The sequence below is a fragment of the Flagellimonas profundi genome, assembly GCF_017313275.1.
Taxonomy (GTDB): Bacteria; Bacteroidota; Bacteroidia; order Flavobacteriales; family Flavobacteriaceae; genus Flagellimonas; species Flagellimonas profundi.
Window position 1 is genome coordinate 441540 of record NZ_JAFLNM010000002.1, and the last position, 24780, is coordinate 466319.

General features: G+C 41.6%; 27 protein-coding genes. 21 read left to right on the forward strand and 6 right to left on the reverse strand.

Going from position 1 to position 24780, the window contains the following annotated elements:
* Position 1 precedes the first annotated feature (1 nt).
* Positions 2-667, reverse strand: a complete 666-nt coding sequence (locus J0654_RS10940; RefSeq protein WP_207028880.1) for a succinate dehydrogenase cytochrome b subunit — start codon at positions 665-667, stop codon at positions 2-4.
* A gap of 122 nt (positions 668-789) precedes the next feature.
* On the opposite strand from J0654_RS10940, the gene J0654_RS10945 reads away from it, so the two are divergent.
* Positions 790-1731: a RimK family alpha-L-glutamate ligase gene (locus J0654_RS10945; protein ID WP_237685959.1), complete on the forward strand. Its 942-nt coding sequence runs from the start codon at positions 790-792 to the stop codon at positions 1729-1731.
* A 16-nt stretch (positions 1732-1747) separates the two neighbouring features.
* On the opposite strand, the gene J0654_RS10950 is transcribed toward J0654_RS10945, so the two are convergent.
* Both J0654_RS10950 and J0654_RS10955 read right to left on the reverse strand, forming a co-directional pair.
* Positions 1748-2179 carry a hypothetical protein gene (locus J0654_RS10950; protein WP_207028882.1) on the reverse strand — a complete coding sequence of 144 codons (432 nt, stop codon included), beginning with the start codon at positions 2177-2179 and terminating at the stop codon, positions 1748-1750.
* Between the two features lie 181 nt (positions 2180-2360).
* Entirely contained in the window at positions 2361-2750 is a 390-nt protein-coding gene (locus J0654_RS10955) for a DUF2721 domain-containing protein (RefSeq protein ID WP_207028884.1), read from the reverse strand.
* A gap of 79 nt (positions 2751-2829) precedes the next feature.
* On the opposite strand from J0654_RS10955, the gene J0654_RS10960 reads away from it, so the two are divergent.
* The 6 genes from J0654_RS10960 (at position 2830) to J0654_RS10985 (ending at position 7743) form a co-directional block, all read left to right on the forward strand.
* Entirely contained in the window at positions 2830-4122 is a 1293-nt protein-coding gene (locus J0654_RS10960) for an aminopeptidase P family protein (RefSeq protein WP_207028885.1), read from the forward strand.
* 193 nt (positions 4123-4315) lie between these two features.
* On the forward strand, positions 4316-4843 hold the full coding sequence (locus J0654_RS10965) for a hypothetical protein (protein WP_207028888.1): 528 nt from the start codon (positions 4316-4318) through the stop codon (positions 4841-4843).
* A 102-nt stretch (positions 4844-4945) separates the two neighbouring features.
* Entirely contained in the window at positions 4946-5119 is a 174-nt protein-coding gene (locus J0654_RS10970) for a hypothetical protein (protein WP_207028890.1), read from the forward strand.
* A gap of 78 nt (positions 5120-5197) precedes the next feature.
* Positions 5198-5827, forward strand: coding sequence for a cation efflux transmembrane domain-containing protein (locus J0654_RS10975; protein ID WP_237685960.1), 630 nt, complete (start codon positions 5198-5200; stop codon positions 5825-5827).
* Between the two features lie 53 nt (positions 5828-5880).
* On the forward strand, positions 5881-7116 hold the full coding sequence (locus J0654_RS10980) for an alpha/beta hydrolase (RefSeq protein WP_207028892.1): 1236 nt from the start codon (positions 5881-5883) through the stop codon (positions 7114-7116).
* A gap of 6 nt (positions 7117-7122) precedes the next feature.
* The gene (locus tag J0654_RS10985; protein WP_207028894.1) at positions 7123-7743 is read left to right on the forward strand and encodes a class I SAM-dependent methyltransferase; all 621 of its coding nucleotides are present in this window, start codon (positions 7123-7125) and stop codon (positions 7741-7743) included.
* Here the strand turns inward: J0654_RS10985 and brnQ are convergent.
* Positions 7740-9044, reverse strand: coding sequence for a branched-chain amino acid transport system II carrier protein (gene brnQ, locus J0654_RS10990; protein ID WP_207028896.1), 1305 nt, complete (start codon positions 9042-9044; stop codon positions 7740-7742). The genes J0654_RS10985 and brnQ overlap by 4 nt on opposite strands.
* A 241-nt stretch (positions 9045-9285) precedes the next feature.
* Between brnQ and J0654_RS10995 the strand changes: the two genes are divergently transcribed.
* Positions 9286-9540, forward strand: coding sequence for a hypothetical protein (locus J0654_RS10995; protein ID WP_207028898.1), 255 nt, complete (start codon positions 9286-9288; stop codon positions 9538-9540).
* 120 nt (positions 9541-9660) lie between these two features.
* On the opposite strand, the gene thiL is transcribed toward J0654_RS10995, so the two are convergent.
* Positions 9661-10707 (reverse strand): thiamine-phosphate kinase, encoded by a 1047-nt coding sequence (gene thiL, locus J0654_RS11000; protein WP_207028900.1) that lies wholly within the window; start codon positions 10705-10707, stop codon positions 9661-9663.
* A 248-nt stretch (positions 10708-10955) separates the two neighbouring features.
* Here thiL and J0654_RS11005 point away from each other — a divergent pair, with 248 nt between their 5' ends.
* The 11 genes from J0654_RS11005 (at position 10956) to J0654_RS11055 (ending at position 19314) form a co-directional block, all read left to right on the forward strand.
* Positions 10956-11285 carry a HesB/IscA family protein gene (locus tag J0654_RS11005; protein WP_207028902.1) on the forward strand — a complete coding sequence of 110 codons (330 nt, stop codon included), beginning with the start codon at positions 10956-10958 and terminating at the stop codon, positions 11283-11285.
* 40 nt (positions 11286-11325) lie between these two features.
* Entirely contained in the window at positions 11326-12771 is a 1446-nt protein-coding gene (sufB, locus tag J0654_RS11010) for a Fe-S cluster assembly protein SufB (protein ID WP_207028904.1), read from the forward strand.
* Between the two features lie 39 nt (positions 12772-12810).
* Positions 12811-13563 carry a Fe-S cluster assembly ATPase SufC gene (gene sufC / locus J0654_RS11015; protein WP_207028906.1) on the forward strand — a complete coding sequence of 251 codons (753 nt, stop codon included), beginning with the start codon at positions 12811-12813 and terminating at the stop codon, positions 13561-13563.
* A gap of 90 nt (positions 13564-13653) precedes the next feature.
* Positions 13654-14970, forward strand: coding sequence for a Fe-S cluster assembly protein SufD (gene sufD, locus J0654_RS11020; RefSeq protein ID WP_207028908.1), 1317 nt, complete (start codon positions 13654-13656; stop codon positions 14968-14970).
* 26 nt (positions 14971-14996) lie between these two features.
* Positions 14997-16223 (forward strand): aminotransferase class V-fold PLP-dependent enzyme, encoded by a 1227-nt coding sequence (locus J0654_RS11025; RefSeq protein ID WP_313783718.1) that lies wholly within the window; start codon positions 14997-14999, stop codon positions 16221-16223.
* A gap of 72 nt (positions 16224-16295) precedes the next feature.
* Positions 16296-16718, forward strand: coding sequence for a SufE family protein (locus J0654_RS11030; RefSeq protein WP_207028910.1), 423 nt, complete (start codon positions 16296-16298; stop codon positions 16716-16718).
* Positions 16719-16724: 6 nt separating this feature from the next.
* Positions 16725-17054 carry an iron-sulfur cluster assembly protein gene (locus J0654_RS11035; RefSeq protein WP_108245524.1) on the forward strand — a complete coding sequence of 110 codons (330 nt, stop codon included), beginning with the start codon at positions 16725-16727 and terminating at the stop codon, positions 17052-17054.
* A gap of 22 nt (positions 17055-17076) precedes the next feature.
* Positions 17077-17310 (forward strand): TIGR03643 family protein, encoded by a 234-nt coding sequence (locus J0654_RS11040; RefSeq protein WP_207028912.1) that lies wholly within the window; start codon positions 17077-17079, stop codon positions 17308-17310.
* A gap of 100 nt (positions 17311-17410) precedes the next feature.
* Entirely contained in the window at positions 17411-17773 is a 363-nt protein-coding gene (locus tag J0654_RS11045) for a four helix bundle protein (protein WP_207028914.1), read from the forward strand.
* 33 nt (positions 17774-17806) lie between these two features.
* A complete protein-coding gene (locus tag J0654_RS11050; protein WP_207028916.1) occupies positions 17807-18316 on the forward strand; it encodes a DUF2480 family protein in 510 nt (169 codons plus the stop codon).
* Between the two features lie 65 nt (positions 18317-18381).
* A complete protein-coding gene (locus J0654_RS11055; protein WP_207028918.1) occupies positions 18382-19314 on the forward strand; it encodes a DUF3078 domain-containing protein in 933 nt (310 codons plus the stop codon).
* 269 nt (positions 19315-19583) lie between these two features.
* Here the strand turns inward: J0654_RS11055 and hflX are convergent, their stop codons facing one another.
* A complete protein-coding gene (hflX, locus tag J0654_RS11060; RefSeq protein WP_207028920.1) occupies positions 19584-20795 on the reverse strand; it encodes a GTPase HflX in 1212 nt (403 codons plus the stop codon).
* A 148-nt stretch (positions 20796-20943) separates the two neighbouring features.
* Here hflX and J0654_RS11065 point away from each other — a divergent pair, with 148 nt between their 5' ends.
* Both J0654_RS11065 and J0654_RS11070 read left to right on the forward strand, forming a co-directional pair.
* A complete protein-coding gene (locus J0654_RS11065) occupies positions 20944-23703 on the forward strand; it encodes a M14 family metallopeptidase (RefSeq protein WP_207028922.1) in 2760 nt (919 codons plus the stop codon).
* 5 nt (positions 23704-23708) lie between these two features.
* Positions 23709-24653 carry an endonuclease/exonuclease/phosphatase family protein gene (locus tag J0654_RS11070; protein ID WP_237685961.1) on the forward strand — a complete coding sequence of 315 codons (945 nt, stop codon included), beginning with the start codon at positions 23709-23711 and terminating at the stop codon, positions 24651-24653.
* Positions 24654-24780 lie beyond the last annotated feature (127 nt).

A 24780-nucleotide genomic window follows, 5' to 3' on the forward strand; every position in this document is an offset into this window, starting at 1 on the left:
CTTAATGTGTTATTGGGTTAAGGTGGTGGTATATGGCGATAAATGCAAATGCCAAGGGTACCACTACCGCAAATATTTTAGCAAATTTTTTGAATCCAGCGGTGTACTTGTTGTTCGCACCCATGGATTGTAACGAGGAGGCAAAGCCGTGCCACAAGTGCAAGCCTAGCAACACAAAGGCAACCACGTAAAGAACGGTTCTCCAGATCGGTTCGAATTTCTCGACCGTTTCGTGATAGTAACGTGTTGGGTCCTCAGGATTGGCCTCAACATATTTATAGGCCATTTCGTGCACCCAGAAATCGTAGAAGTGCAATGCCAAGAAAGCAAGGATCACCAAACCTGAATAAATCATGTTTCTGGAAACCCAAGATGCGTTCGCACTGCCTTTGTACTTAACATAACTTACATCCCTGGCCTTCTTGTTCTGGATTTCCAAAACAAAGCCCATTACAAAATGTATGATTACACCTGCAATTAAAATAGGCTGCATCAAAAATTGTACGATGGGGTTGTAGCCCATAAAGTGGGATGCTTCATTAAAAAATTCCGGGGAAATTACCGAGGCCAAATTGATGGTCACGTGAAGAATCAAAAATGTGACCAAAAAAAGACCCGATAGGGCCATGACATATTTTCGGGCCAACGAAGATTTTATCAAACTCATTAGAAGTTAGTTTTTACACAAAAATACAGTACGGATGAGTTTTTAACAAGCTTTCAACATTGTAAAACCGTTTATTTAGATTCATTTTAAGCTACTGGGATTTAATCCTTCGGAATTTGATTTTGCGAATTTTAACCGATATTACGGTTGATTTTCAAACCAATGCAAAAAACATGGATGTCGCCATTCTTTCCGTAAGCCTTAATGTGTATTCCACAGCTAGGATTGCCGAGGAATTTGAAAAGGCAGGCCATTACGTGGAGCATATTGACCATACGAAATGCTCGGTACAATTGGGAGGGGACCAGTCAAAAATTTTTTATGGAACGGAGGATATTACGGATGAGTTCGATGCCGTTGTCCCACGAATCGGTACTACGGTGACCAGACATGGAGCGGCTATTGTAAAGCAGTTTGAGATGAACCATGTTTTTAGTACAGCGAAGTCATTGGGGATCATTAGGGCAAGAAATAAGGTTTCTACCTTACAGATGATGTCCAAAAAGGGTATTTCCGTTCCAAACACGGTGTTTTCCATCAACCCAAACAATGTTGAAGATCAGATAGAGCTTTTGGGCGGGGCACCTGTAATCATAAAACTACAGGAGGGCACCCAGGGTAAAGGGGTTATTTTGGCCGAAAGCAAAAAGTCGGCAAAATCCGTGATAGATACGTTGTACAATATGAACACCAGCATTTTGCTACAGGAGTATATCGAAGAGGCCAATGGAGAAGATTTGAGAATAGTAGTGGTGGGCAACAAAATTGTGGCCAGTATGAAGCGCACCAGTGAACTTGATGATTTTAGGTCCAATGTGCACAGGGGTGCAGAGACCCAGAAAGTACAACTGACCCCACGAGAAAAATTCATGGCCATCAACGCAACCAAGCATCTGGGTCTTGGTGTTGCCGGTGTGGATTTGATAAGATCAAAAAGAGGGCCTTTGTTGATCGAGGTCAATGCCTCTCCTGGTCTTAAGGGCATTGAGGCCGCCACGGGGGTAAATGTCGCCAAATCTATTGTTCAATTTGTAGAAAAGAATGGTAGAAGAAACAGAAAATAAGCTGGTTTGCCCTAGTTTATCCAGGCTGTTCCATTATTTTTTTGTTGATTTCGTTCAAGCTCCATTTTATGGCGTCTTCCAGATTGCAAAATTGACGTATGTTATTTCGAAAGAACATGTTTTCCAACACCAAACTAGCCAATCCACTTTGGTTATAGGCAACTACTGAATAAAATTCCAGTTGATTGTGATGTTTATAGAATTTTAACCAATCCGTTGGAACAATCGAGTAATTATGGATTCGGTTGCTGATATAGGCAAGGGGTTCGTCTTTTCCTAGAACCTCGTTGGCTACCCCTATAATTTTTTCAGCAACTGACCAATCAAAGATCTCTCCTTCCTTCATTTCGGAAATGACCAATCCATTAAAGAAGTAGAACACCCCAAATTCGTATTCCCTGATTTCCCTGATGGTTTTAAAAAATTGTAAATCTTTGACACGCTGCATAATTTCTCTAGTGTTCTTAATGAATAGTATCCATTAAAAATAGATTTAGGCAGTGGGTCTTTTTGAGTATAATCAATCAATGGTGTTTACGAATTGGTACAATGGCCTTTTCAATTGACGACCATTTTTTCATTATAAAAGCCAAAAGAGTTATTCTTACAGAAGCTGTTTTATTACCGTATTATTTCTCCATGCTTTTTAGTTGAATTCCCAATGCTCTTGTGGATAACTGCACTTCCAAAAGGGAGAGAATCAAAGAGATCATTAAGAAAACCAAGCTGATTCCGAAGATGGCATTGGCCCAAACCCGCATTTCCACATAGATCAAAAACATGGTAACTGCAGCCAATAAAAAACTTACGATGGCAGAGGCCTGCATATTTTTAATAATGCCCAAGCGTGTACGTAATTGGTTGATTTGTTGTTTTAGAGGTTGGGCAGAAGTTTCCTCGAACTGCTTGTGAAGTTGGCGGATCAGTGCCGCAATGGCCAGATACCTTGCATTGTATGCTAACATTGTTAAGGAAATAGCAGGAAAAAGAAGCGCGGGAATACTTAGGTTGAGTTGCATTTTTTCAATTTGATAAGGAAGTTAAGGATTTGTCTTCGGTAACGCAATTACCTAAATTTGGGCAAATCAAATCATAGATATGAAATACGCTCAAATAGACAGTAATCTTTTTGTAAAGAACCGTAAAAAATTCACGGCTCAAATGAGGCCTAAAAGTATAGCAGTTTTTAACTCGAACGATATTTATCCCATTGGTGCCGATAGTACCCTGCCCTTTGAACAGGATCGTGATATTTTTTATTTGAGCGGAGCAGACCAAGAGGAAACTATTTTATTGCTGTTCCCCGATGCGATGGACCCCAAGCACAGGGAAATTCTTTTTGTGAGGGAGACGAACGATCACATCGCCGTTTGGGAAGGGGCGAAGCTAACCAAAGAGAAGGCAACAGAAGTTTCCGGCATAGAAACGGTTTATTGGCTCACTGATTTTGACAAGATCTTTTTTGATTTAATGACCGAGGCGGATACCATTTACTTTAATACCAACGAACATTACCGACAAGCGGTGGAAACCCAAACTCGGGAAGATAGGTTCATAGAAAAATGTAAAAAGGAATATCCAGCGCATCAATGGGCCAAGAGCAATCCTATTTTACAAAATATTCGCGGGGTCAAAGAACCAGAAGAGATCAAATTGATGCAAACCGCTTGCGATATCACCGAAAAAGGATTCAGAAGAGTATTGGAGTTTGTAAAACCAGGTGTTTGGGAGCATGAAATTGAAGCGGAATTTTTGCACGAATTTATCCGAAACCGTTCCAAAGGATTTGCATATAGCCCAATTATCGCCTCGGGCAACAATGCCAACGTGCTCCATTACCTGGAAAACAACCAACAAGTACAGGATGGTGATATGATATTGTTGGACCTTGCGGCTGAGTACGCCAACTATTCCAGTGATATGACACGTACCATACCGGCAAACGGTAAATTTACCGATAGACAAAAAGAAGTTTACAAGGCAGTACTCCGTGTAAAGGACGAAGCAACCAAAATGTTGGTGCCTGGAACCATTTGGGCAGAATACCACAAGGAAGTAGGCAAACTGATGACTTCCGAGTTGATTGGTTTGAGCTTGTTGGACAAGGCCGATGTACAAAACGAAAATCCAGATTGGCCGGCCTACAAAAAATACTTTATGCACGGGACCAGCCATCACATTGGATTGAATACCCACGATTACGGCGAATTGAAAAAGCCGATGAAAGCCAATATGGTATTTACAGTGGAACCCGGTATTTATATTCCGGCTGAAGGAATGGGAATCCGTTTGGAGGATGATGTCGTGATCCAAGAAAAAGGGGAGCCGTTCAATTTGATGCGCAATATCCCAATAGAAATTGAAGAGATAGAGGAGTTGATGAATAAATAAATACTCTAAAAGGCAATAAAAGGCAATAAAAGGCAACCTGAAAAAGGTTGCCTTTTTTTATGGAGTTAATTCAACAAAACTGGTTCGTCAGTTAAGAACAAGCATTCATCAATTCAAATCTTTTACCTGTCAATTGGGAAGTATGTAGAAGCTCATTTATTTATAGATTTAATATGAACTGAAACATTAAGATATGAGGCTTTTATTAAAATCATTGATAATCTATTTTGTTGTATGTTCTTGCAGCAACAACAATCCTGAGCCCTACGAAAACGAAGATCTTTCATTGTCACTTAAAGCACCGAACGGAGAACTTTTGGCAAACAATTTAAAGGAATTATCTAAAAAGCTTTCCATAGATTCAAACAACTTACAAATCACTAATATTGAATATTTTAACATAGAACAAAAGGGAAAGTTGGCAGCTTCGGTTGCGTATTCACTGAACAATAATTTACATAAAGTGATCATTGTCAGAAATATTGAAAACTTCAATTTTGAAAAGGGTACCATTTTAAAATTTGAAAGCCGGCCTAAATCTGGCGAGCTAACCGCTAAACTAAATAAAGACATTTATATTAGTTGCTCAGGTGGGCGTTGTTGTTATGCAAGTGGATCCTACGACCCGAATACTGGAACCATTACAACGAGTTGTAAATGTGAAGGCGGCACCAATTCACAATGTGTGATGAAAATTAGTGAAACACCCCCTCAAAACTAGTTATGGTGATAAGTTCATTTAACCTAAGTTTGTAATGAATCAATGAAATAGGGATAATTTGAATAACATTGCGTTTTCCCTGAAGCGAAAATTGATAATAAAATGAATCCCATTCTTCTATTTCAACAAACCAACATTGAAAAAAAGATGGAGGAAGCTCCCGATAGCGCCTACGAAATTGGAGTGGTCATCGGTAGTTACCTCCCTTTCGTGGTTTTGGCGGCCATAGCATATGGTATCTACTACTACAATAAAAAGAAGAAGGATTCGGAATAAGGAATTGAAGTTTCGAGAACCCAGCTTGGCTTTCCACTATAAAACTGCGAACTTCACCAAAAGCGAAATCAATTCATTTTGGAAAAGCAGGATAAACTTTACCGTACCGCATTTGGCCTGGCTTTGTTCACCATCTTTTACAACATTGCAGAAGGCATAGTCTCCACATATTTAGGGTTTGAGGACGAAAGCCTTGCCCTTTTTGGTTTTGGTACGGACAGTTTTATCGAAGTGATTTCGGGGCTCGGCATTGCCCACATGGTTTTGCGTATTCAAAAATATCCTGAGAGCAACCGCGACAACTTTGAACGGACAGCGCTAAGGATAACAGGAGTGGCTTTCTATATCTTGGTTGTAGGACTGGTTGTATCCAGTGTTTATAATATTTGGACAGGGCACAAACCGTTGACCACCTTTTGGGGTGTGGTTATCTCAGCTATATCCATATTAATTATGTGGATTTTGGTTTGGTGGAAACGAAAAGTTGGTCGTCAGCTCAACTCCGCACCGATTATGGCCGATGCCAACTGCACTTTGGTTTGCGTGTACATGTCTATAATCTTGTTGGTGAGTAGTGGGATCTATGAGCTTTTTGAAATACCGTATATTGACAGCTTAGGTACTTTGGGGTTGGCGTATTTTGCTTTTACCGAAGGAAAAGAATGTTTTGAAAAGGCGAAGAGCAACAAGTACTGTTGCTGCGACTAGGAAAATGTCCTAACTTTAGGTTTTTCCAACTAATCCAAATTACAGATAAGATAATGTCCAAAACAATCTCGATTCTTTCACTAATTTTTATGTCCGTTTTTTCCATGGCCGCCAACACAGCGAACAAAACCATTCAAGAAAATTTTAAAGTAACACTGGTTTCACCCGAAAATGGTGCATATACCGTTTCTCCCGAAATTCCCGAAGATGGTATGGTTCCATCCGGAACAGAGTTGACCGTACAGGCCAGTCCTTCCGAAGGATTTAGTTTGGACGCTATTTATTATACCTATAAAGGAGGAATGTGGGGAACCACAAGTGTAGAGAACTTTACTGGCTCCATGAAAATTACCGTAGATAAGGATATGTCCATTGGAGCCACTTTTGTGGAGGATGGCTTGGTGAGCAACTTGAATGTAACCCGCGATGTGGTATATGCAAAGCCAGGAGTAAAACCTTTAAAGTATGACGTGTATTCCCCAAAAGGAGCAGAAAATTTGCCTTTCGCCATTATCGTGCACGGTGGGGGATGGTCATCCAATAATGAGGATATTATGAGAGGCTTGGCTCGTGAGCTTGCCAAAGGTGATCAGTATGTGGTCGTGAGTATAGATTATAGGTGGGTGAACCAATTGGATGGTGATGAAGAACCCAATGCCATGCATGAACTTATTGAAGATGTTTTTGGAGCCATTGCCCACATTCAGGAACATGCTGCCGAATACGGGGGAGACCCAACCAAAATTGCTATAACCGGAGATAGTGCAGGAGGTCATTTATCTGCATCTGCTGCAATATTGAGCCCTATGATCGGTGACGGTGGTTTTGGCAAGGCTAACGATGTTTATGAATTTATGCCATCCTATATGCCAAATGGAAAAACTGTCGAGGCCGTGAATAAAGAAATAACAGAGGCTATAAAAGTCGTAGCGCCGAGTTACGGACCATTTAGCGCTGAGGATTTTAAGCAATTTATGCCTCAACAAGCAGGAAAGGAATATTTTGATGCTGTATCTCCAGCGGCCCATGTGCCCAATGTGGCAGATCGTGCCATACCTCACTTTATAGTAAGAGGAACCCAAGACCCATTGATCAGTAATGAGGTCGTTCAGCCTTACGTGCAAGACTTGAAAAAGAATGGTCAAACGGTCGAATATATTCAAGTTGAAGGAGCAGGGCACGCGTTTTTTGATTGGAAACCCGACGCTCAAACAAGAGCGACCTTTGCTAAATTTGGAGTTCCCTACGCTGCAGAAATGAAATCCTTTTTTGATTCAGTTCTGTATTGACCAAAAATGAGCGAAATGGACAGAAAAACACACTGGGAAACCGTTTATAAAACAAAAAAACCGGATGAGGTAAGTTGGACCCAGGAGATTCCGCAGACTTCTCTGGATTTTATCCATTCGTGCAAACTGGACAAAACAGCAAGAATCATTGATGTTGGTGGTGGCGACAGCAAATTGGTGGATTATTTGCTCAGTGAAGGCTTTGAAAATATTACAGTTCTCGATATTTCGGGCAAAGCCTTGGGGCGTGCCAAAGCAAGGCTTGGCGATAAAGCCCATAACGTTAAATGGGTGGAAAGTGATATCCTCAATTTTAAACCACAAGAAACTTATGATCTATGGCACGATCGGGCGGCATTTCACTTTTTAACGGAACCCGAACAAATTAAAACCTACGTAGAGCTGACCAAAAAAGCGGTAGCTGGACATATGATTTTGGGCACATTTTCTAAAAACGGTCCCAAAAAATGTAGTGGGCTGGACATTAAGCAGTATGATGAAGAGCAAATGGAGGCAGCATTCTTTAATGGTTTTCATCAAATCCAATGCAAGACTGAAGACCATACGACCCCATTCGAAACAACACAGAATTTTATCTTCTGCAGTTTTGAAAGAAAACAGGATTAATTTGGAGTTGGTTGCTTACCGTAAACAATATTCAAAACCACAAATGCGATTAGTGCGGGAAGCACCCAACCGAGTTGGTGTTCGCTAAATGGAATCCAATCAACATAAGGGAAAATTAATTCTTCAAAACCAATGCTTGCCAAAAAATCAGGAACGCTGAACAAGATGGTTGTCCAAACCACTTGTTTAAACACCTTTGGCGAACTCCACTTATTTGGAACAACATTCAGTAAAATCAAAACAATGGTTATCGGATAAATAAACATTAGTGACGGAACAGCTACGGTAATAATATAGCCTACATCAAACTGACCCACGAGCACTCCCAGCAAACAACCAAAAAAAGCGGTAATGCGATAAGCCAATAGGGAATCGTTGAATCGTCCTTTAATAAAATCTGAAGTTCCGGTTACTATGCCAACAGCAGTAGTAAAACAGGCTAAACTTACCAAAACACTGAGTAACAGATTGGCTGTTTGTCCTAAGGTTTTTGAGCTGACTCCCCGTAAAAGAGCTGTCCTGGAAATGTCTGTACCAAAGGAATCCCCGAACAAGGCCCCTGTAAGTATTAAGCCTCCATATACCAAAAACAGGCCGATTCCCGCCCATAGTCCCGCGCTGCCAATGAGTCTCTTTTTTTCTTCAAAGGAAGCAGCTTTTTCTTTTAAGTTGATGGAAATGATGATTACGGCTCCTACCACGACTGCGCCAATGGCATCAAAAGTTTGATAACCTTCCAAAATGCCCGAGCTAAAAGGTTGGTTCATTTGAGCAGGCATAAAGTCAAAATCCAAAGTAAAAACAGCGGTGGAAATCATTATCAAAAGAATGATAAGGATACCTGGGGTCAAAAGTTTGCCCAATGCGTCCAGAACCTTAGTGCGGTTGATGGCAAACACAAACACGAGCATGAAATAAACAAGACTGGTAAGCAATGATGGGGAATCCCAAAATGGCTGGATGGCCATTTCGTGCGTTACAGATGCCGTCCGTGGTGATGGCAACGCAATGGCAATGGCATAGATTAAATAACAGTAGATCACACTAAAAGTGGGCGATACTTTTTTGGCAAAATCAAAAAGGGTGCCCTGTATTTTTGAATGGGCAATTATCCCTAAAATAGGAATAACTACTCCCGAAATACAAAACCCCAAGGTGACCAACCACCACAAATCACCGGATTTAAACCCCAAAAGAGGGGGAAGTACCAAGTTTCCAGCGCCAAAAAAAAGGGAAAAAAGAGCAAAAGCGGTAACTGTTAACGATTTTTTACTAATGCGTTGTTGATAATTTGTTTTCAATGTACTATATTACGAAAGTGTTTTTGAGCGAAAAAAGATGGCTTTTTGTCGATTTTATTGTATTTCATCGAAAAAAATACTTTATGAAAGTAAATATGAAATAAAAAGTTATCAACATTCGTTCCTATTAAAAATGAACTTCTAAAATCAATTTGTATAACAAAAAACTACGAACCAATTTAAGCATTTTTCGAAGCCCCATTTCGTAAATCATCGCTTTTCTCCAAACATGCACCAGCTTATGAAAACAACTACTACGCAACATGGCAACAAATTTTCTTCTTTCTTTTGCAACTTGTTCGGGCACCATTATGTGGTTTCAAAAAAAGTAACCCAGCACATTAAAGAGTACAAATGCATTCATTGCCAAAAAGAGGTCACAACCGATGTTAGTGGCAAGCTTTCTGCCTTGACTCCTCAAATGCAAGAAATAAACAGTACATTGGAAGATATGTACAGAAAAAGAAAAAGCAGGGTAGTGCACCAAGTGGCATAGCCTTTTTTTATTTTAGGAAAGACCCAAATCTTATCCCGGAAACTTAAGTAATTGCCTGCTGCTAATGGTTGCGTGCCCCAATGCCATGATGTAGGGATGCCCTTGATTTTCGGGATTTTTTTATTCGTTGAACGAGTTCCAGCCCTGTGCGGTAATCGGAATTTTGGCCTCCCCTCTCGTAATCAAGTGAATGCCCTCGTTCTTTTCCGTCATATGTCCAATCACGGTCAGGTTAGGATTCCCTTTTATTTTTGGAAAATCTGCTTGGTCAATGGTGAACAATAACTCATAATCCTCACCACCGCTCAAAGCGATCATGGTGCTGTCCATTTTAAATTCCTCTGATGCTGAAATCACGGTCGGGTCCAATGGGATTTTCTCCTCAAAAACATTACAGCCAACATCACTGTGCTTGCACAAATGAATCACTTCGGAAGAAAGGCCGTCGCTAATGTCGATCATTGAAGTAGGCTTTACTTCCAATTTTTTGAGCAACTCAACAATGTCCTTCCGAGCTTCGGGTTTCAATTGGCGTTCAACGATGTAGGAATAGGGTTCAAGATCGGGTTGACTGTTCGGATTTACTTTAAAAACCTCTTTTTCACGCTCCAGCACCTGAAGTCCCAAATAGGCTCCTCCAATATCACCGGTTACAACCAACAAATCGTTGGGTTTTCCGCCTTTTCGGTAAACGATGTCGCTCTCATTTGCAGCACCGATCGCCGTTACGCTAATAATCATTCCCCTTGCGGAAGAAGTGGTGTCGCCACCGACCAAATCCACATTGTACAATTTACAGGCCAATGCAACTCCAGCATAAAACTCCTCTAGCGCTTCCAAAGGAAACCTATTGGAAATGGCCAACGAAACGGTAACCTGAGTAGCTATGGCGTTCATGGCGTAGATATCGGAAAGATTGACCATAACTGACTTGTAGCCCAAATGTTTTAGGGGCATATAACTTAAGTCAAAATGGACCCCTTCCACCAACATGTCGGTGGACAGAACAGTTTTTTTGCCATTGTAGTCCATTACGGCGGCGTCGTCGCCCACCCCAATTATGGAAGATGGTTGTTTGAGCTCAAAGTTTTTGGTTAGATGGTCGATCAGGCCAAATTCGCCTAATTTTTCCAAAGATGTACGTTCTTGATTCTTGTCTTCTAGCATTTTGCAAAAATAATGAGGATAATCGTAAATTCTGGTGTCGGATGGCACATAAAATTTTTTTCGGTGAAACGGCGTCAAAAATCATGTAAATACTTGCGAACAGGGGCTTGATAGGCCTTGTGGAGGTATAAACCTGATTTTCCATAGGAAAAGCCTATGGAATCATACGTTATAATAATGTTAGTTGCTATGGTAAAACCCTATATATACAGTATATTTGTGGGCTATTTAGATTAATTACAAGTAAGATGATTAAGGTTTCAGAATCAGCAAGGCACAAAGTGGTGGCGCTCATGACCGAGGAAGGTTTTGATGCAACCACGGATTTTGTGCGTGTTGGCGTAAAAAGTGGAGGGTGCAGTGGATTGTCTTATGAATTGAAGTTTGATAAATCCGCAGCGGATACAGATAAGGTTTTTGAAGATAATGATGTGAGAATCATTGTGGATAAAAAGAGCTTTTTGTATTTGGTGGGCACCACATTGGAATATTCTGGAGGTTTGAACGGGAAGGGTTTTGTGTTCAACAATCCCAATGCCCAACGAACCTGCGGATGTGGAGAAAGTTTTTCACTATAAACATTGACTAAAGGCCTGTAATTGGCTAACTTAAAGATATATGGCTTATACAGAAGAAGAATTAAAAAAAGAACTGGAGACCAAGGAGTACGAGTATGGTTTCTACACTGACATTGAATCGGACACCCTTCCCAAAGGGTTGAACGAAGACATTGTTATTGCCATTTCCAAAAAGAAGGAAGAACCGGAATGGATGACGGAGTGGCGATTGGAAGCTTTTCGTGCCTGGAAAGAAATGGAGGAACCGGAATGGGCCAATGTGACCTACGAAAAACCGGACTTCCAAAATATTTCTTACTACTCAGCTCCGAACAAAAAACCCAAGTATAACAGCTTGGATGAAGTGGACCCAGAATTATTGGAAACCTTCAAAAAGTTGGGGATTTCCGTGGATGAGCAGAAAAAATTGGCCGGTGTCGCAGTGGACATTGTTATGGATTCTGTTTCAGTGGCGACCACATTCAAAAAGACATTGGCCGAGAAAGGGATCATTTTCTGTTCCATTTCCGAAGCCATTCAGGAACATCCCGAATTGGTGAAGAAATATTTGGGAACAGTAGTTCCAAAAAAGGACAACTTTTATGCCGCCCTGAATTCAGCAGTGTTTTCCGATGGGTCTTTCTGCTATATTCCCAAAGGAGTAAGGTGCCCCATGGAACTTTCCACCTACTTCCGAATCAACCAAGCGGGAACGGGACAGTTCGAAAGAACCTTGGTGATTGCCGAAGAGGGTAGTTACGTGAGCTATTTGGAAGGATGTACCGCGCCAATGCGAGACGAGAACCAGCTGCACGCAGCTGTAGTGGAGCTCATTGCTTTGGACAATGCAGAAATCAAATACTCTACCGTTCAGAACTGGTATCCTGGTAACAATGAAGGAAAAGGAGGGGTTTTCAATTTTGTTACTAAGCGTGGACTTTGTGAAAAGAACGCTAAGATTTCTTGGACACAGGTAGAAACTGGATCGGCCGTAACTTGGAAGTACCCATCTTGTGTATTGAAAGGAGACAACTCGATCGGTGAGTTCTACTCCATTGCCGTGACCAACAATTTTCAGCAAGCAGATACAGGAACCAAAATGATTCACTTGGGCAAGAACACCAAGAGCACCATAATTTCCAAAGGTATCTCTGCCGGTCAGTCACAAAACAGCTACCGTGGATTAGTGCAGGTGAACAGCCGTGCCGAAAACGCAAGGAACTTCTCGCAATGTGATTCCCTGTTGATGGGCAACCGTTGCGGGGCACATACGTTCCCTTACATTGAAGCCAAGAACAAAACAGCACAAATAGAGCATGAGGCAACCACCAGTAAAATTGGTGAGGACCAAATTTTCTATTGTAACCAAAGGGGAATCGATACGGAGAAGGCCATTGCCCTGATTGTAAATGGATTTAGCAAGGAGGTGCTGAACAAACTCCCAATGGAATTTGCCGTAGAAGCGCAAAAACTGTTGGAAATTAGTTTGGAAGGCTCCGTAGGATAATAAACCACCATCATAAAATAATATTTGAAGAAGAATAGCATGCTAGAAATCAAAAATTTACACGCAAGCGTAGAGGATAAGGAAATCCTGAAGGGAATAAACCTAAAGGTGAATGCAGGTGAGGTACACGCCATTATGGGACCTAACGGTTCCGGTAAAAGTACCTTGGCCGAGGTAATCGCAGGTCAAGAAGAATTTGAAGTGGGAGAAGGAAACATTCTCTTGGAAGGAGAGGATTTGGAAGAGCTTTCCCCAGAAGAAAGAGCCCACAAAGGAGTGTTCTTGTCTTTCCAATACCCAGTTGAGATTCCAGGAGTATCGGTGACCAACTTTATGAAGACCGCCATCAACGAATCCAGAAAAGCACAAGGTCTGGAAGACATGCCGGCCAGCGAAATGCTCAAAAAGATTCGTGAGAAGTCCGAAATGTTGGAAATAGACAGGAAATTTCTTTCCCGTTCCTTGAACGAAGGGTTCTCCGGAGGTGAAAAAAAGCGTAACGAAATATTCCAAATGGCAATGATGGAACCCAAATTGGCCATTTTGGACGAGACCGATTCCGGTTTGGATATCGATGCCCTGCGCATTGTGGCCAATGGTGTCAACAAATTACGCAGTAAGGACAACGCTATCATTGTAATTACGCACTATCAACGTTTGTTGGAATACATCATTCCCGATTTTGTACATGTGTTGTACAATGGAAAAATCGTAAAATCCGGAACCAAGGAATTGGCCTTGGAATTGGAAGAAAAAGGATACGATTGGTTAAAAGAAGAAGCTGCGGTATAACCAGTTTTGTCATTCCCATGAAAAGGGGAATCAAAAAAAAAGAATCATTAATTAGATTTCTGCTAACGCAGGAATGACAATTAAAAACGAATGGATTTAAAGGAAAAATTAGTCTCCTCTTTTATGGCTTTTGAAGATGGCTTGGATTTAGATCATCCAGTGCATGAAGAAAGATCCAACGCCATTAAGAACTTTGAGACCAAAGGCTTCCCAACAAAAAAGGATGAAGCTTGGAAGTATACTTCGTTGAAAGGCTTGCAAAAAATCGATTTCAGTATTTTTCCAAAGCAAGAAACGACCTTGGAGTACAAAGATGTGAAGAAGTACTTCCTTCATGATATAGACACCTATAAAATTGTATTCGTAGATGGAGTCTACAGTTCCTATCTGTCTGAAACAACACACGATGGTGTAGATGTTTGCTTGATGAGTTCCGCATTCAGTAAGCCAATGTTCCAACAGGTGATTGAAGTGTATTTCAACAAAGCGGCCTCCAAAGATGAGTCGTTGACCTCGTTGAACACTGCTTTCAGCAAAGAAGGAGCCTATATCTACATCCCAAAAAACAAAATGCCCAAAAAGCCTATCCAAATATTGCATTTGGCCACGGGCAACGAGGCAGCCTTGATGTTGCAACCACGTAACTTAATAGTAGCGGAGGACAACGCTGAGGTCCAGATTATAGAACGTCACCAAAGCTTGACTGGAAATGAGGTGTTTACCAATTCTGTAACGGAGATTTTCGCCGGTAAAGATGCCATTGTGGACTATTACAAGGTTCAGAACGATGCGCCTACCGCTTCTTTGGTGGACAACACCTACATTTCGCAAAAGGATAAAAGTGTAGTGAGGGTACACACCTTCTCTTTGGGCGGAAAACTGATTCGCAACAACCTGAATTTTTATCAGAATGGTGAGCGAATCGATTCTACCTTGAAAGGGATAACTATTTTGGGTGACAAACAGCACGTGGACCATCACACCTTGGTGCACCATGCACAGCCTAATTGTGAGAGCCATCAAGATTACAAAGGAATATTTGGCGACAGCTCCACAGGGGTGTTCAATGGAAAGATCATTGTGGACAAGATTGCCCAAAAAACGGACGCCTTTCAACAGAATAACAACATATTGTTGAGCGATAGGTCGACAATCAACTCAAAACCCCAATTGGAAATCTTCGCGGATGACGTAAAATGTTCGCATGGATGTACCATTGGTCAGTTGGATGAAGAAGCACTTTTCTACCTAAGATCAAGGGGGATTCCAAAGAAAGAGGCCAAAGCGCTGATGATGTATGCGTTTGCCAACAACGTTTTGGAGAGTGTCCGTATTCCTGAGCTAAAGGCGAGAATCAACAAGATTATTGCTGAAAAATTGGGTGTTCGTATGGGGTTTGACCTCTAAACTGAACTTTTCACCACAACATTATAATGATAGAGACCACTTTGGACATACAGGCCATTAGAAAGGATTTTCCCATCCTCCAAAGAGAGGTCAATGGTAAGCCTTTGGTGTACTTGGACAATGCAGCCACCTCGCAGACACCGCAGCAGGTGATCGATGCCATTGTAGATTATTACCAAAGGTATAATGCCAATATCCATCGTGGAGTACATACCTTGTCACAAGAGGCAACCGATGCTTACGAAGCAGCACGTCAAAAAATCCAAAGGCACTTTAACATTGCTCATTCACACGAAGTGATTTTTACTTCGGGAACCACGCAAAGCATTAATTTGGTGGCAACCGGTTTCACTTCTTTTTTAAAGGAGGGTGATGAAATTTTGGTTTCGGCTATGGAGCATCACTCCAATATTGTGCCTTGGCAAATGTTGTGCGAGCGCACTGGTGCTATCCTAAAAGTGATTCCAATGAATTTGGAAGGGGAGTTGGTCATGGAGGAATACCACAAGCTATTGTCAGATAAGACAAAGCTGGTCTTCTGCAACCATGTTTCCAATGCTTTGGGTACCATCAACCCGATAGAAGAAATCATCGAAGCCGCTCATAAAGCAGGAGCCGCCGTATTAATAGACGGTGCACAGGCAGCGGCACACATAAAAGCAGACTTACAAACGCTGGACGTGGATTTTTATACCGTTTCGGCCCACAAAATGTGCGGGCCTACGGGCGTTGGAATGTTGTATGGAAAAGAGGAATGGCTTAAAAAATTACCACCGTATCAAGGGGGTGGTGAAATGATCGCTGAGGTAACCTTTGAAAAGACCACCTATGCCGATTTACCCCATAAGTTTGAAGCAGGAACACCCAATATCTGCGGAGGCATTGCCTTTGGAGCTGCTTTGGATTATATGAACAGCATTGGTTTTGATGCTATTGCCCAATACGAAGATGAGCTAGTGCAATATGCCACGGAACAATTGCTTGCTATTGAAGGCTTAAAGATCTATGGGACCGCAGCGCACAAAACTTCGGTAATATCCTTTAACATTGAAGGCGTTCACCCCTATGACATAGGCACCATTGTGGACAAATTGGGCATTGCTGTGAGAACAGGGCACCATTGTGCTCAGCCCATCATGGATTTTTATAGGATTCCGGGAACAGTAAGGGCCAGTTTTAGCTTTTATAATACCAAGGAAGAAGTGGATAAACTGGTGGAGGGGGTTACACGCGCAAAGAATATGTTGCTGTAGCCGAACCGTTATCTTTATCATAAAGACTTGAATGGCAATCCACCGAGTTGTATTTTTGAATAAAACCATCGCATGACCATAAAAGAGATACAGGAAGAGATAATAGACGAGTTTTCCATGTTCGACGACTGGATGCAGCGTTACGAATACATGATAGAACTCGGAAAATCGCTTCCCCTTATAGAGGAACAGTACAAAACCGATGACAACCTGATCAAAGGTTGCCAGAGCAAGGTGTGGGTGCATGCCGAACTCGATGGGGATAAATTGGTTTTCACAGCCGATAGTGATGCCATTATCACCAAAGGAATCATAGCTATTCTGGTTAGGGCGTTCAGCAACCAAAAACCACAGGATATTATTGATGCCGATGTGGAGTTTATAGATGAAATAGGCCTCAAGGAGCATTTATCGCCCACGCGTGCAAACGGATTGGTAAGTATGATCAAGCAGTTGAAATTATATGCGGTTGCTTATCAAACACAGTTAAAATAACTTAGGATGAGTGAAGAAACTACTATAGATACGCAAGAACTGGGAGAAAAAATCGTAAAGGTGCTCAAAACTATTTACGACCCGGAAATTCCTGTGGATATTTACGAGTTGGGTTTGATTTACGACGTGTTCGTTAACGAGGAATACGAAGTAAAGATTTTGATGACCCTTACCTCTCCCAATTGTCCGGTTGCGGAAACGTTGCCCGTGGAAGTAGAGGAAAAGGTAAAGTCCATTGATATGCTAAAGGATGTAGAGGTGGAAATTACCTTTGACCCCCCATGGACCCAAGAGCTGATGAGCGAAGAGGCGAAATTGGAACTCGGACTCTTATAATAAACCCGAAAAATTTCAAAAAATGACCACAAGACAGATTGATAGGATTATTGAGATGGCTTGGGAGGACAGAACCCCGTTCGAGGCCATTGAATACCAGTTTGGCCTAAAGGAAAATGATGTAAGGGAGGTAATGCGCAGCAACCTCAAACGTTCATCTTTCGAGTTATGGAGAAAACGGGTAAAAGGGAGAAAGACCAAGCACCAAAAAACGTCATCGGCCGACAGATTTAGATCGCAGAACCAAAAACTATAGTGAATTCTCGAAGATTAGCTGGATTTCAGAGGTAAGACTTGAGAATTCTGATGTATATATAAAATAAATATCGAACCCCCGATATTAATACTAAAATCGAATGAAAAAGGGGTTTGAACAAATTGTCTCTTGGCAAAAGGCGAGAGAGTTAAACAGGGAGATATACCAAATCCCTAGTGAAAATGAATTTTGCAGGGATTTTGCCCTTCGAGACCAAATTAGAAGAGCTTCTATTTCAGTCTCTTCGAATATTGCTGAAGGGTATGGAAGAAAAACCAATAAGGAGTTCATTTATTTTTTGAATGTAGCCAAAGCTTCCTGTTATGAAGTGAAATCACAATTATATTTGGCCTTGGATATTGAATATTTGGATGACAAAAATTTTAGAAGGCTTTATGCCATTTGTGATGAAATTTCAATGACTATTCATGGATTGGTAAAACATCTAGAGAAGAAAAATTAAAGTCTTAATCGGACCACTGAAATCTGTATTCTTATGTCTGAAGAAATAATAAACAGAGTAGCCCAAAGCAAGTTGATCACCTTCAATCTGGAGGATTATTATCCGAAAGGGGAGCGTAAGGTCCTGGACATTAAAGATTGGTTGTACGAGGGCTTTATTCTGCGCGAAAAGGAATTCCGTGCCCATGTTGAAGCACACGATTGGTCGGCATACAAAGATGCTTATGTGGCGCTTCAATGTTCTTCGGATGCCATAGTACCAGGTTGGGCCTTTATGCTGATTGCTTCCAAACTACAGCCCTACGCTAAAAAAGTGGTCCAAGGGAGTTTGGAAAACCTGGAAACCGCGCTCTATCAATCCATTTTGGAGAATTTGGATATTACCGAGTTTACCGATAAACCCGTGATCATAAAAGGGTGTTCCAATAAGCCAGTTCCAGAGAATGCCTATTTGATGGCAGTGGCCAGAATACAGGAGGTCGCTAAAAGTGTGATGTATGGGGAGGCTTGTTCCTCGGTTCCGCTTTATAAAAAGAGGAAGTAACGGTTATTCCGTCACAAACCGTGACATTTCTTACTTTTACGGTTCTAAACATTAAACTCCATACTATGAAAAAATTGCTTTTAGTTGGCATGGGATTGTTTTTTGCATTTTCTGCCCAGGCCCAAACCCAAGAAGAGCTCAAATCGGAAATTGGATCAAAAAAGGATTCGATCAAAGCCATTCAGAAAAGAGTGGACGGCCTACAGGCAAAATTGGATGCCTTGCCAGGTTGGAAAGTAGGTGCTTTCGGAACCATTGGGGGAAGTATATCCCAGTTCAACAATTGGTTTGCACAGGGAATTCCGAACAACTCTTCGGGCAATATTGGGTTTACCGTAAACGCTTTTGCCAATCTAAAGGAAGAAAAATTCTTTTGGAGAAATGCGGCCAACCTTAACCTATCTTGGGTAAAGTTGGACGATAAGGATGACCCCAACGATGACGATAGCTTCCGCCAAGCCACGGATGTGTTCAATATCACTTCTTTGTACGGTAGAAAATTGAGTGAAAAGTTTGCTATTTCCACCTTGGCAGAATACCGAACTACCATTCTGAGCAATTTTAACGACCCAGGTTACCTTGACCTTGGTGTAGGTGCTACCTGGACCCCAATAGCGGATTTGGTAGTGGTGATACATCCGCTCAACTACAACTTTGTGTTCAGTAGCGAGGATACCATTTTTGAATCCTCCATGGGTGCCAAGATCGTTGCGGATTATACCAAACAAATTGGTGACGTTAGCTTTAAAAGTAACCTATCTTTATTCCAAAGCTATGAAAGTAGCAACTTGAGCAACTGGACATGGACCAATTCTTTTAGCTATACCTTATGGAAAATGATTGGTGTAGGTTTTGATTTTGGGTTGAGAAACAACAAGCAGGAAACTTTGAATTATATTGTAAACAATGCGCCGACCCCGGATCCTGATGCTACTTTTGACAGCATAGATAATGAATTGCAGACCTATTGGACTTTAGGTTTAAGTTATAAGTTCTAAAAACGGATGGAAACAGCTATAAAAAAAGCCCTCGATCAAGAGGGCTTTTTTGTGGGGTGAAAAATGTTTTCTGTGTTTTTAAGACCATGTCTAAGTAGGTTAAGATCCGTAAGATCTGCGTGTGACACTAAAATGACTTAAAAACAATATGAAAGTAGCTTTTCAGTGGTCACTCCCTAAACTTTTGTTGTGAATTGGCCCAAAAATGTTGTGAACAGGTTTTTGTTTTACCGTTCATCGAGGAACTTGGCTGCTTAACTGTAAAAGTTTTAGTACTCGTCCAGGTGCTCTGGGTATAAAAAGTTGTTGTACGGAAAGCGGGTCACATGAATATCGCGGACGGCATCATAAACACGCTTTCTGAATTCGTCTATGTTTTCCTTGTTCAGGGCAGAAATAAACAAGGCTTTGTCACCAAGTTTATTGAAATAGGTTTTTTTCCATTCTTCCAGGGTAAAATGTGCTTTGGTGCGCTCGGTCACTAAATCGTCTTCATCAATGGTTTCGGGTGTGTACTGGTCTATTTTGTTAAAAACCATAATACATGGCTTGTCCGAACTATCTATTTCATCCAAAATTTGATTAACGGAATCAATGTGCTCCTCAAAATTAGGATGCGAGATATCGACCACATGCAGTAAAAGGTCAGCTTCACGAACCTCGTCCAAAGTACTTTTAAAACTTTCGACCAACTGTGTGGGCAGCTTTCTAATAAAACCTACCGTATCACTCAAAAGAAAAGGAAGATTGCCCAAAACCACTTTACGAACCGTAGTGTCCAGGGTGGCAAATAGCTTGTTTTCTGCAAAAACCTCACTTTTACTGATCACGTTCATTAAGGTGGATTTCCCTACGTTGGTATACCCCACCAAAGCAACGCGTACCAAAGAACCCCGGTTACCCCGTTGGGTCTCCATTTGGCGGTCTATTTTGGCAAGTTTCTTTTTGAGCAAGGCTATTCGGTCACGAACAATACGTCTATCCGTTTCAATTTCCGTTTCACCGGGACCACGCATACCAATACCCCCACGCTGTCTTTCCAAGTGGGTCCAAAGACCGGTCAGTCTTGGCAATAAATATTCATATTGGGCAAGTTCCACCTGTGTACGGGCATAGCTTGTCTTGGCGCGCTGGGCAAAAATATCCAGGATCAGGCTGGTCCTGTCCAAAACCTTGCAGCGGAGTAGCTTTTCAATATTGTTTTGTTGTGCCGGGGAGAGTTCATCATCAAAAATAACGGAACCTATATCATTTTCCTTGACATATTTGCGTACTTCCTCCATTTTACCACTGCCAATATATGTTTTGGGATTGGGTACATCAACACGTTGCACAAATCTTTTTTCGACTTCGCCACCGGCCGTGTAGGTCAAAAATTCAAGCTCATCCAAGTACTCCTTTACTTTCTCTTCGTTTTGGTGCTGGTTCATGACACCAATGAGTACCGCCTTTTCATATTCTATGGACTTCTTTTCTAGCATTAAATGGATTTAGAATACAAATTTACGCAATGTTTTGAAGCTGTTTTATGCTTTTCGCGTTTAAGGGCCGATGAACACGGGAAAAGGCTATTAATTGATGGGATTCTTCCCTATCTTGATGCCCCTAAACCAACCCAGCCAAATAAAAATGCTAAGATTTCAATCTTTTACTCACCGTAAAAAACATCTTTTTCCAGAATTTATCCTTGGTTTTGTTCTGTTGACACTGATATTTCCAGTGAATCTTCAGGCGCAAAATTCATCCATTCCAGACCCTGACGATGTTATTGGATTTGAAATAGGCTCTGATTTTCATTTGGCCACTTACGAACAATCCATTGAATACTTTAAAAAACTGGACGCCGCCAGTGACCTTGTAGAAATGCGGGAAACTGGAAAAACTTCTGAAGGTCGTGCTTGGTATTATGTTCTGATTTCTTCCAAAGAAAACTTGGGCAAGATCGACCACTACAAAGAAATATCCCAAAAGTTGGCCCACCCCAATGGAATGTCCCGTGAAGAAGCCAAAAACTTGGCCGTAAAGGGCAAGGCCATTGTGGACATAAGTGGGGGATTACATGCTTCAGAAGTCGCAGGGGCACAACATATCATTATATTGGCCCATCAAATTGTAACCGAGGCAGACACCAAAAAACTTAAACCCATTCTGGATAATGTGATTTTGGTGTTATGGCCATCATTGAATCCTGATGGACAGGATATTATTGCAAACTGGTATATGTCCAACGTGGGAACACCCTATGAAACTGCAAGGACACCATGGCTTTATCAAAAATATGTGGGACATGACAATAATCGGGATGCGTATATGCTCAATATGCTGGAGTCTCGGGTTGTGGGCAGAACATGGAGGGAATGGGAACCTAATGTGATTCATGTCCATCATCAATCCTCTCCTTTCCCAACCCGAATTTGGTTGCCTCCCTTTGCTGAGCCCATTGCGCCACAAACGCCACCCATTGTTGCCCGTGAGGTGAACATGATCGGAATGGCCATGGCACAAGAATTGGAAACCGAAGGTTTGCCTGGGGCCGTGCACATGGGTAAGGGTTTTGATGCTTGGTATCCCGGGTACATTGATTATTTGCCCGTGATGCAGAACATTCCTTCATTTTGGACCGAAACGGCATTGTACCGATATGCCACCCCTTATTTTTATACCATTCGGGATTTTCCTGAAAACAGAAAGGACTTAAGGGTGGAATCGCTGTACAACAGCCCATGGAAAGGCGGTTGGTGGCGATTGAGCGATGCCATGCAGTATATGCAAACCGCCTCGATTGCCGTATTGGACTATTCTGCCAAGTATAAGGAAACCTTGTTGTTCAATAAATACCAGGCTGCCGTAACCACCATTGAAAAATATAAAAATGAAGCTCCTTATGCTTACATCATCCCGCAAAAACAGCGAGATCCTGTTCGCCCGGTCGAACTTTTAAAGCGTTTGGCTTTCAATGGAATAAAAATCTCCCAATTGGACCAACCAATGGAATATTCGGGGGTTACCTATCCTAAAGGTACTTGGGTGATACCTATGGATCAAGAGTTTGCCGAAATGGCGCGTCAGGTTTTGGATGTTCAAGTGTATCCTGATCTAAGGGAATCTCCGGATGGGCCCTTGGAACAACCTTATGATGCTGCAGGATGGACCCTTCCTTTTCAGATGGAAGTGGAGGTCGTTACGGGAACAATTCCCTTGACGGATGTATTTAGGGAAGCATTGATACCTGTTGAAGGTAACCCGCTCAATACCACGGATGATGAAAAACAAGACCTGAACAAAACCGATTTTGCCCCAGGAGTAGGTTTTGATACGGATAAAGTGGCAGCTGGTATTAAACCATTGTCCGGAACCCTCCGAGGTAGCGGAAGCACATTGTGGCTAGATCCAGCACAAAACAATATTTTCCGGGTTTTAGGAGAAGCCATTAAAAATGGCTACAGTATTGGCTATAATGTGGATACCAAAAAATATGGGGTAAGAGGTGTTTCACGAAGCAAAATAAATCAATGGGTCAAGGAGTATGCAATCCACGCCAACATGGGCTCAGGGTATGGTGATTCCAAAGTAAAATCCAGGATTGGCCTTTACCGTCCATGGACGGCAAGCATGGATATGGGATGGACCCGTTGGTTGCTGGATAATTTTGGTATTCCTTATGCCTCTGTCAGGGATATGGATTTTAAATCCAATAATCTAAAAGATCGTTTTGATGTTATTGTCATGGCTTCCGAATGGCCAGGTTCCATTGAAAATGGGTTGGAGCCCGGCTCAGCACCACCAGAATATGCGGGAGGATTGGGTGAACTTGGTATACGCAACTTGAATGCTTTTGTGGAACAGGGAGGAACATTGATCACGTTGAACCGAAGCTCTAATTTTGCCATCAATGCGCTGCACCTACCCGTAAAGAATGTGGTGGATAAAGTGAACAGGGCAAAATTTTTTACCGGAGGTTCCATTGTTCAGGTGGAAACCAACCCAAGTCATCCGGTTATGGCGGGTATGCTCCGGAAATCCAATGTTTTTGTATATAACAGTCCTATTTTTAGCACTGAAGAAGGGTTTGAAGGTGAAGTCTTGGCCAAGTATCAGGAAAAAGGTTCTCCTTTAATGTCAGGATTCTTGGTAGGGGAAGAATATATGAACGGAAATGCTGTGGCGTTAGACGTAAATCATGGCAAGGGCCATGTTTTATTGTTTGGATACCAGCCCCAGTGGAGAGGTCAGTCCATGGGAACGTTCAGGACACTGTTCAATGCCCTACTGTATGCAAATGATTTACCTAAAATAGATCGCGAGGTTTCCGAAGATTGGCGGTTCATACCAAGTAATCTTGATAAAGATAAATCGAATAACAAAGATGTAGACCCTAATAAGAAATAGTAGCATTGCGGAAAAAGGAAAACAGATATACCATAGCATTTTATAATCTAGAAAACTTTTTTGATACCAAGGACGACCCTTATTTGTTGGATGATGATTTTACGCCCAAGGGATTTAAAAAATGGAACAAATCAAAGTTTTGGAAAAAAGCAAAGAAGATTTCCAGGGCAATTTCAAAAATTGGTTTGAAAGATAGTGGGCATCCACCCGTTTTGGTAGGTATGGCCGAGGTGGAAAACAAGGGTGTGATCGAAACTCTTTTGCAAACCAAAAAACTTCGGAATTTGAATTATGGTGTTATTCATTTTGACTCTCCCGATGAAAGGGGGATCGACACGGCACTGATCTACGACAAAGGACATTTTTCGGTTTTGGATGCAGAGACGATTCCTTTAATCGTTCAAAATACCAATGGAGAGCGCGATTTAACGCGTGACATTCTGTATGTACACGGTAAATTGCATAAAGAGGAAATACATGTTTTTGTAAACCACTGGCCATCCCGAAGACAAGGAGCCGAAGAGACCAGCTATAAGCGAATTAAAGCGGCGGAAATTATGCTGCAAAAGATTGATGAGATCGAAGCTGATCGGCCAAATATCATTATTATGGGTGATTTTAACGATGACCCCAATTCGGAGAGCATACAAACGCTTATGGATACAGGAATGTTCATTAACCCAATGCAAAAGTTATTGTCTCCCGAATCGGGCAGTGCTAATTATCGGGGGGAATGGAACCTTTTTGATCAAATATTAATTTCCCATAGTTTTTTAAACTATAAAAAGGGAACCCACAGCTTTGTAAAAGCAAAAATATTCTCGCCCCGCTTTTTAAAGGAATGGAAGGGAAGGTATAGAGGCAATCCGTTCAGAACTTTTGCTGGATCAAAATATTTGGGCGGTTATAGCGATCATTTTCCAGTATATATCGTTTTAGATGACAATTAAAAGATTGTAAGAAAATAGTTACGCCACATAAAAGTTAATTTTCACAACATATTGAGGTAAAATGCTATGCATTTCGTCGAATAAAGTAGGAATTTTATCGATGAATCTTATATATCCTCATATATTA

Coding starts and splice junctions, on each gene's coding strand:
- J0654_RS10940 (WP_207028880.1), bottom strand. CDS start 667: ATGAGTTTGATAAAATCTTCGTTGGCCCGAAAATATGTCATGGCCCTA.
- J0654_RS10950 (WP_207028882.1), bottom strand. CDS start 2,179: ATGCAGCGTGTCAAAGATTTACAATTTTTTAAAACCATCAGGGAAATC.
- J0654_RS10955 (WP_207028884.1), bottom strand. CDS start 2,750: ATGCAACTCAACCTAAGTATTCCCGCGCTTCTTTTTCCTGCTATTTCC.
- J0654_RS10960 (WP_207028885.1), top strand. CDS start 2,830: ATGAAATACGCTCAAATAGACAGTAATCTTTTTGTAAAGAACCGTAAA.
- J0654_RS10965 (WP_207028888.1), top strand. CDS start 4,316: ATGAGGCTTTTATTAAAATCATTGATAATCTATTTTGTTGTATGTTCT.
- J0654_RS10970 (WP_207028890.1), top strand. CDS start 4,946: ATGAATCCCATTCTTCTATTTCAACAAACCAACATTGAAAAAAAGATG.
- J0654_RS10980 (WP_207028892.1), top strand. CDS start 5,881: ATGTCCAAAACAATCTCGATTCTTTCACTAATTTTTATGTCCGTTTTT.
- J0654_RS10985 (WP_207028894.1), top strand. CDS start 7,123: ATGAGCGAAATGGACAGAAAAACACACTGGGAAACCGTTTATAAAACA.
- J0654_RS10995 (WP_207028898.1), top strand. CDS start 9,286: ATGAAAACAACTACTACGCAACATGGCAACAAATTTTCTTCTTTCTTT.
- thiL (WP_207028900.1), bottom strand. CDS start 10,707: ATGCTAGAAGACAAGAATCAAGAACGTACATCTTTGGAAAAATTAGGC.
- J0654_RS11005 (WP_207028902.1), top strand. CDS start 10,956: ATGATTAAGGTTTCAGAATCAGCAAGGCACAAAGTGGTGGCGCTCATG.
- sufB (WP_207028904.1), top strand. CDS start 11,326: ATGGCTTATACAGAAGAAGAATTAAAAAAAGAACTGGAGACCAAGGAG.
- sufC (WP_207028906.1), top strand. CDS start 12,811: ATGCTAGAAATCAAAAATTTACACGCAAGCGTAGAGGATAAGGAAATC.
- sufD (WP_207028908.1), top strand. CDS start 13,654: ATGGATTTAAAGGAAAAATTAGTCTCCTCTTTTATGGCTTTTGAAGAT.
- J0654_RS11025 (WP_313783718.1), top strand. CDS start 14,997: ATGATAGAGACCACTTTGGACATACAGGCCATTAGAAAGGATTTTCCC.
- J0654_RS11030 (WP_207028910.1), top strand. CDS start 16,296: ATGACCATAAAAGAGATACAGGAAGAGATAATAGACGAGTTTTCCATG.
- J0654_RS11035 (WP_108245524.1), top strand. CDS start 16,725: ATGAGTGAAGAAACTACTATAGATACGCAAGAACTGGGAGAAAAAATC.
- J0654_RS11040 (WP_207028912.1), top strand. CDS start 17,077: ATGACCACAAGACAGATTGATAGGATTATTGAGATGGCTTGGGAGGAC.
- J0654_RS11045 (WP_207028914.1), top strand. CDS start 17,411: ATGAAAAAGGGGTTTGAACAAATTGTCTCTTGGCAAAAGGCGAGAGAG.
- J0654_RS11050 (WP_207028916.1), top strand. CDS start 17,807: ATGTCTGAAGAAATAATAAACAGAGTAGCCCAAAGCAAGTTGATCACC.
- J0654_RS11055 (WP_207028918.1), top strand. CDS start 18,382: ATGAAAAAATTGCTTTTAGTTGGCATGGGATTGTTTTTTGCATTTTCT.
- hflX (WP_207028920.1), bottom strand. CDS start 20,795: ATGCTAGAAAAGAAGTCCATAGAATATGAAAAGGCGGTACTCATTGGT.
- J0654_RS11065 (WP_207028922.1), top strand. CDS start 20,944: ATGCTAAGATTTCAATCTTTTACTCACCGTAAAAAACATCTTTTTCCA.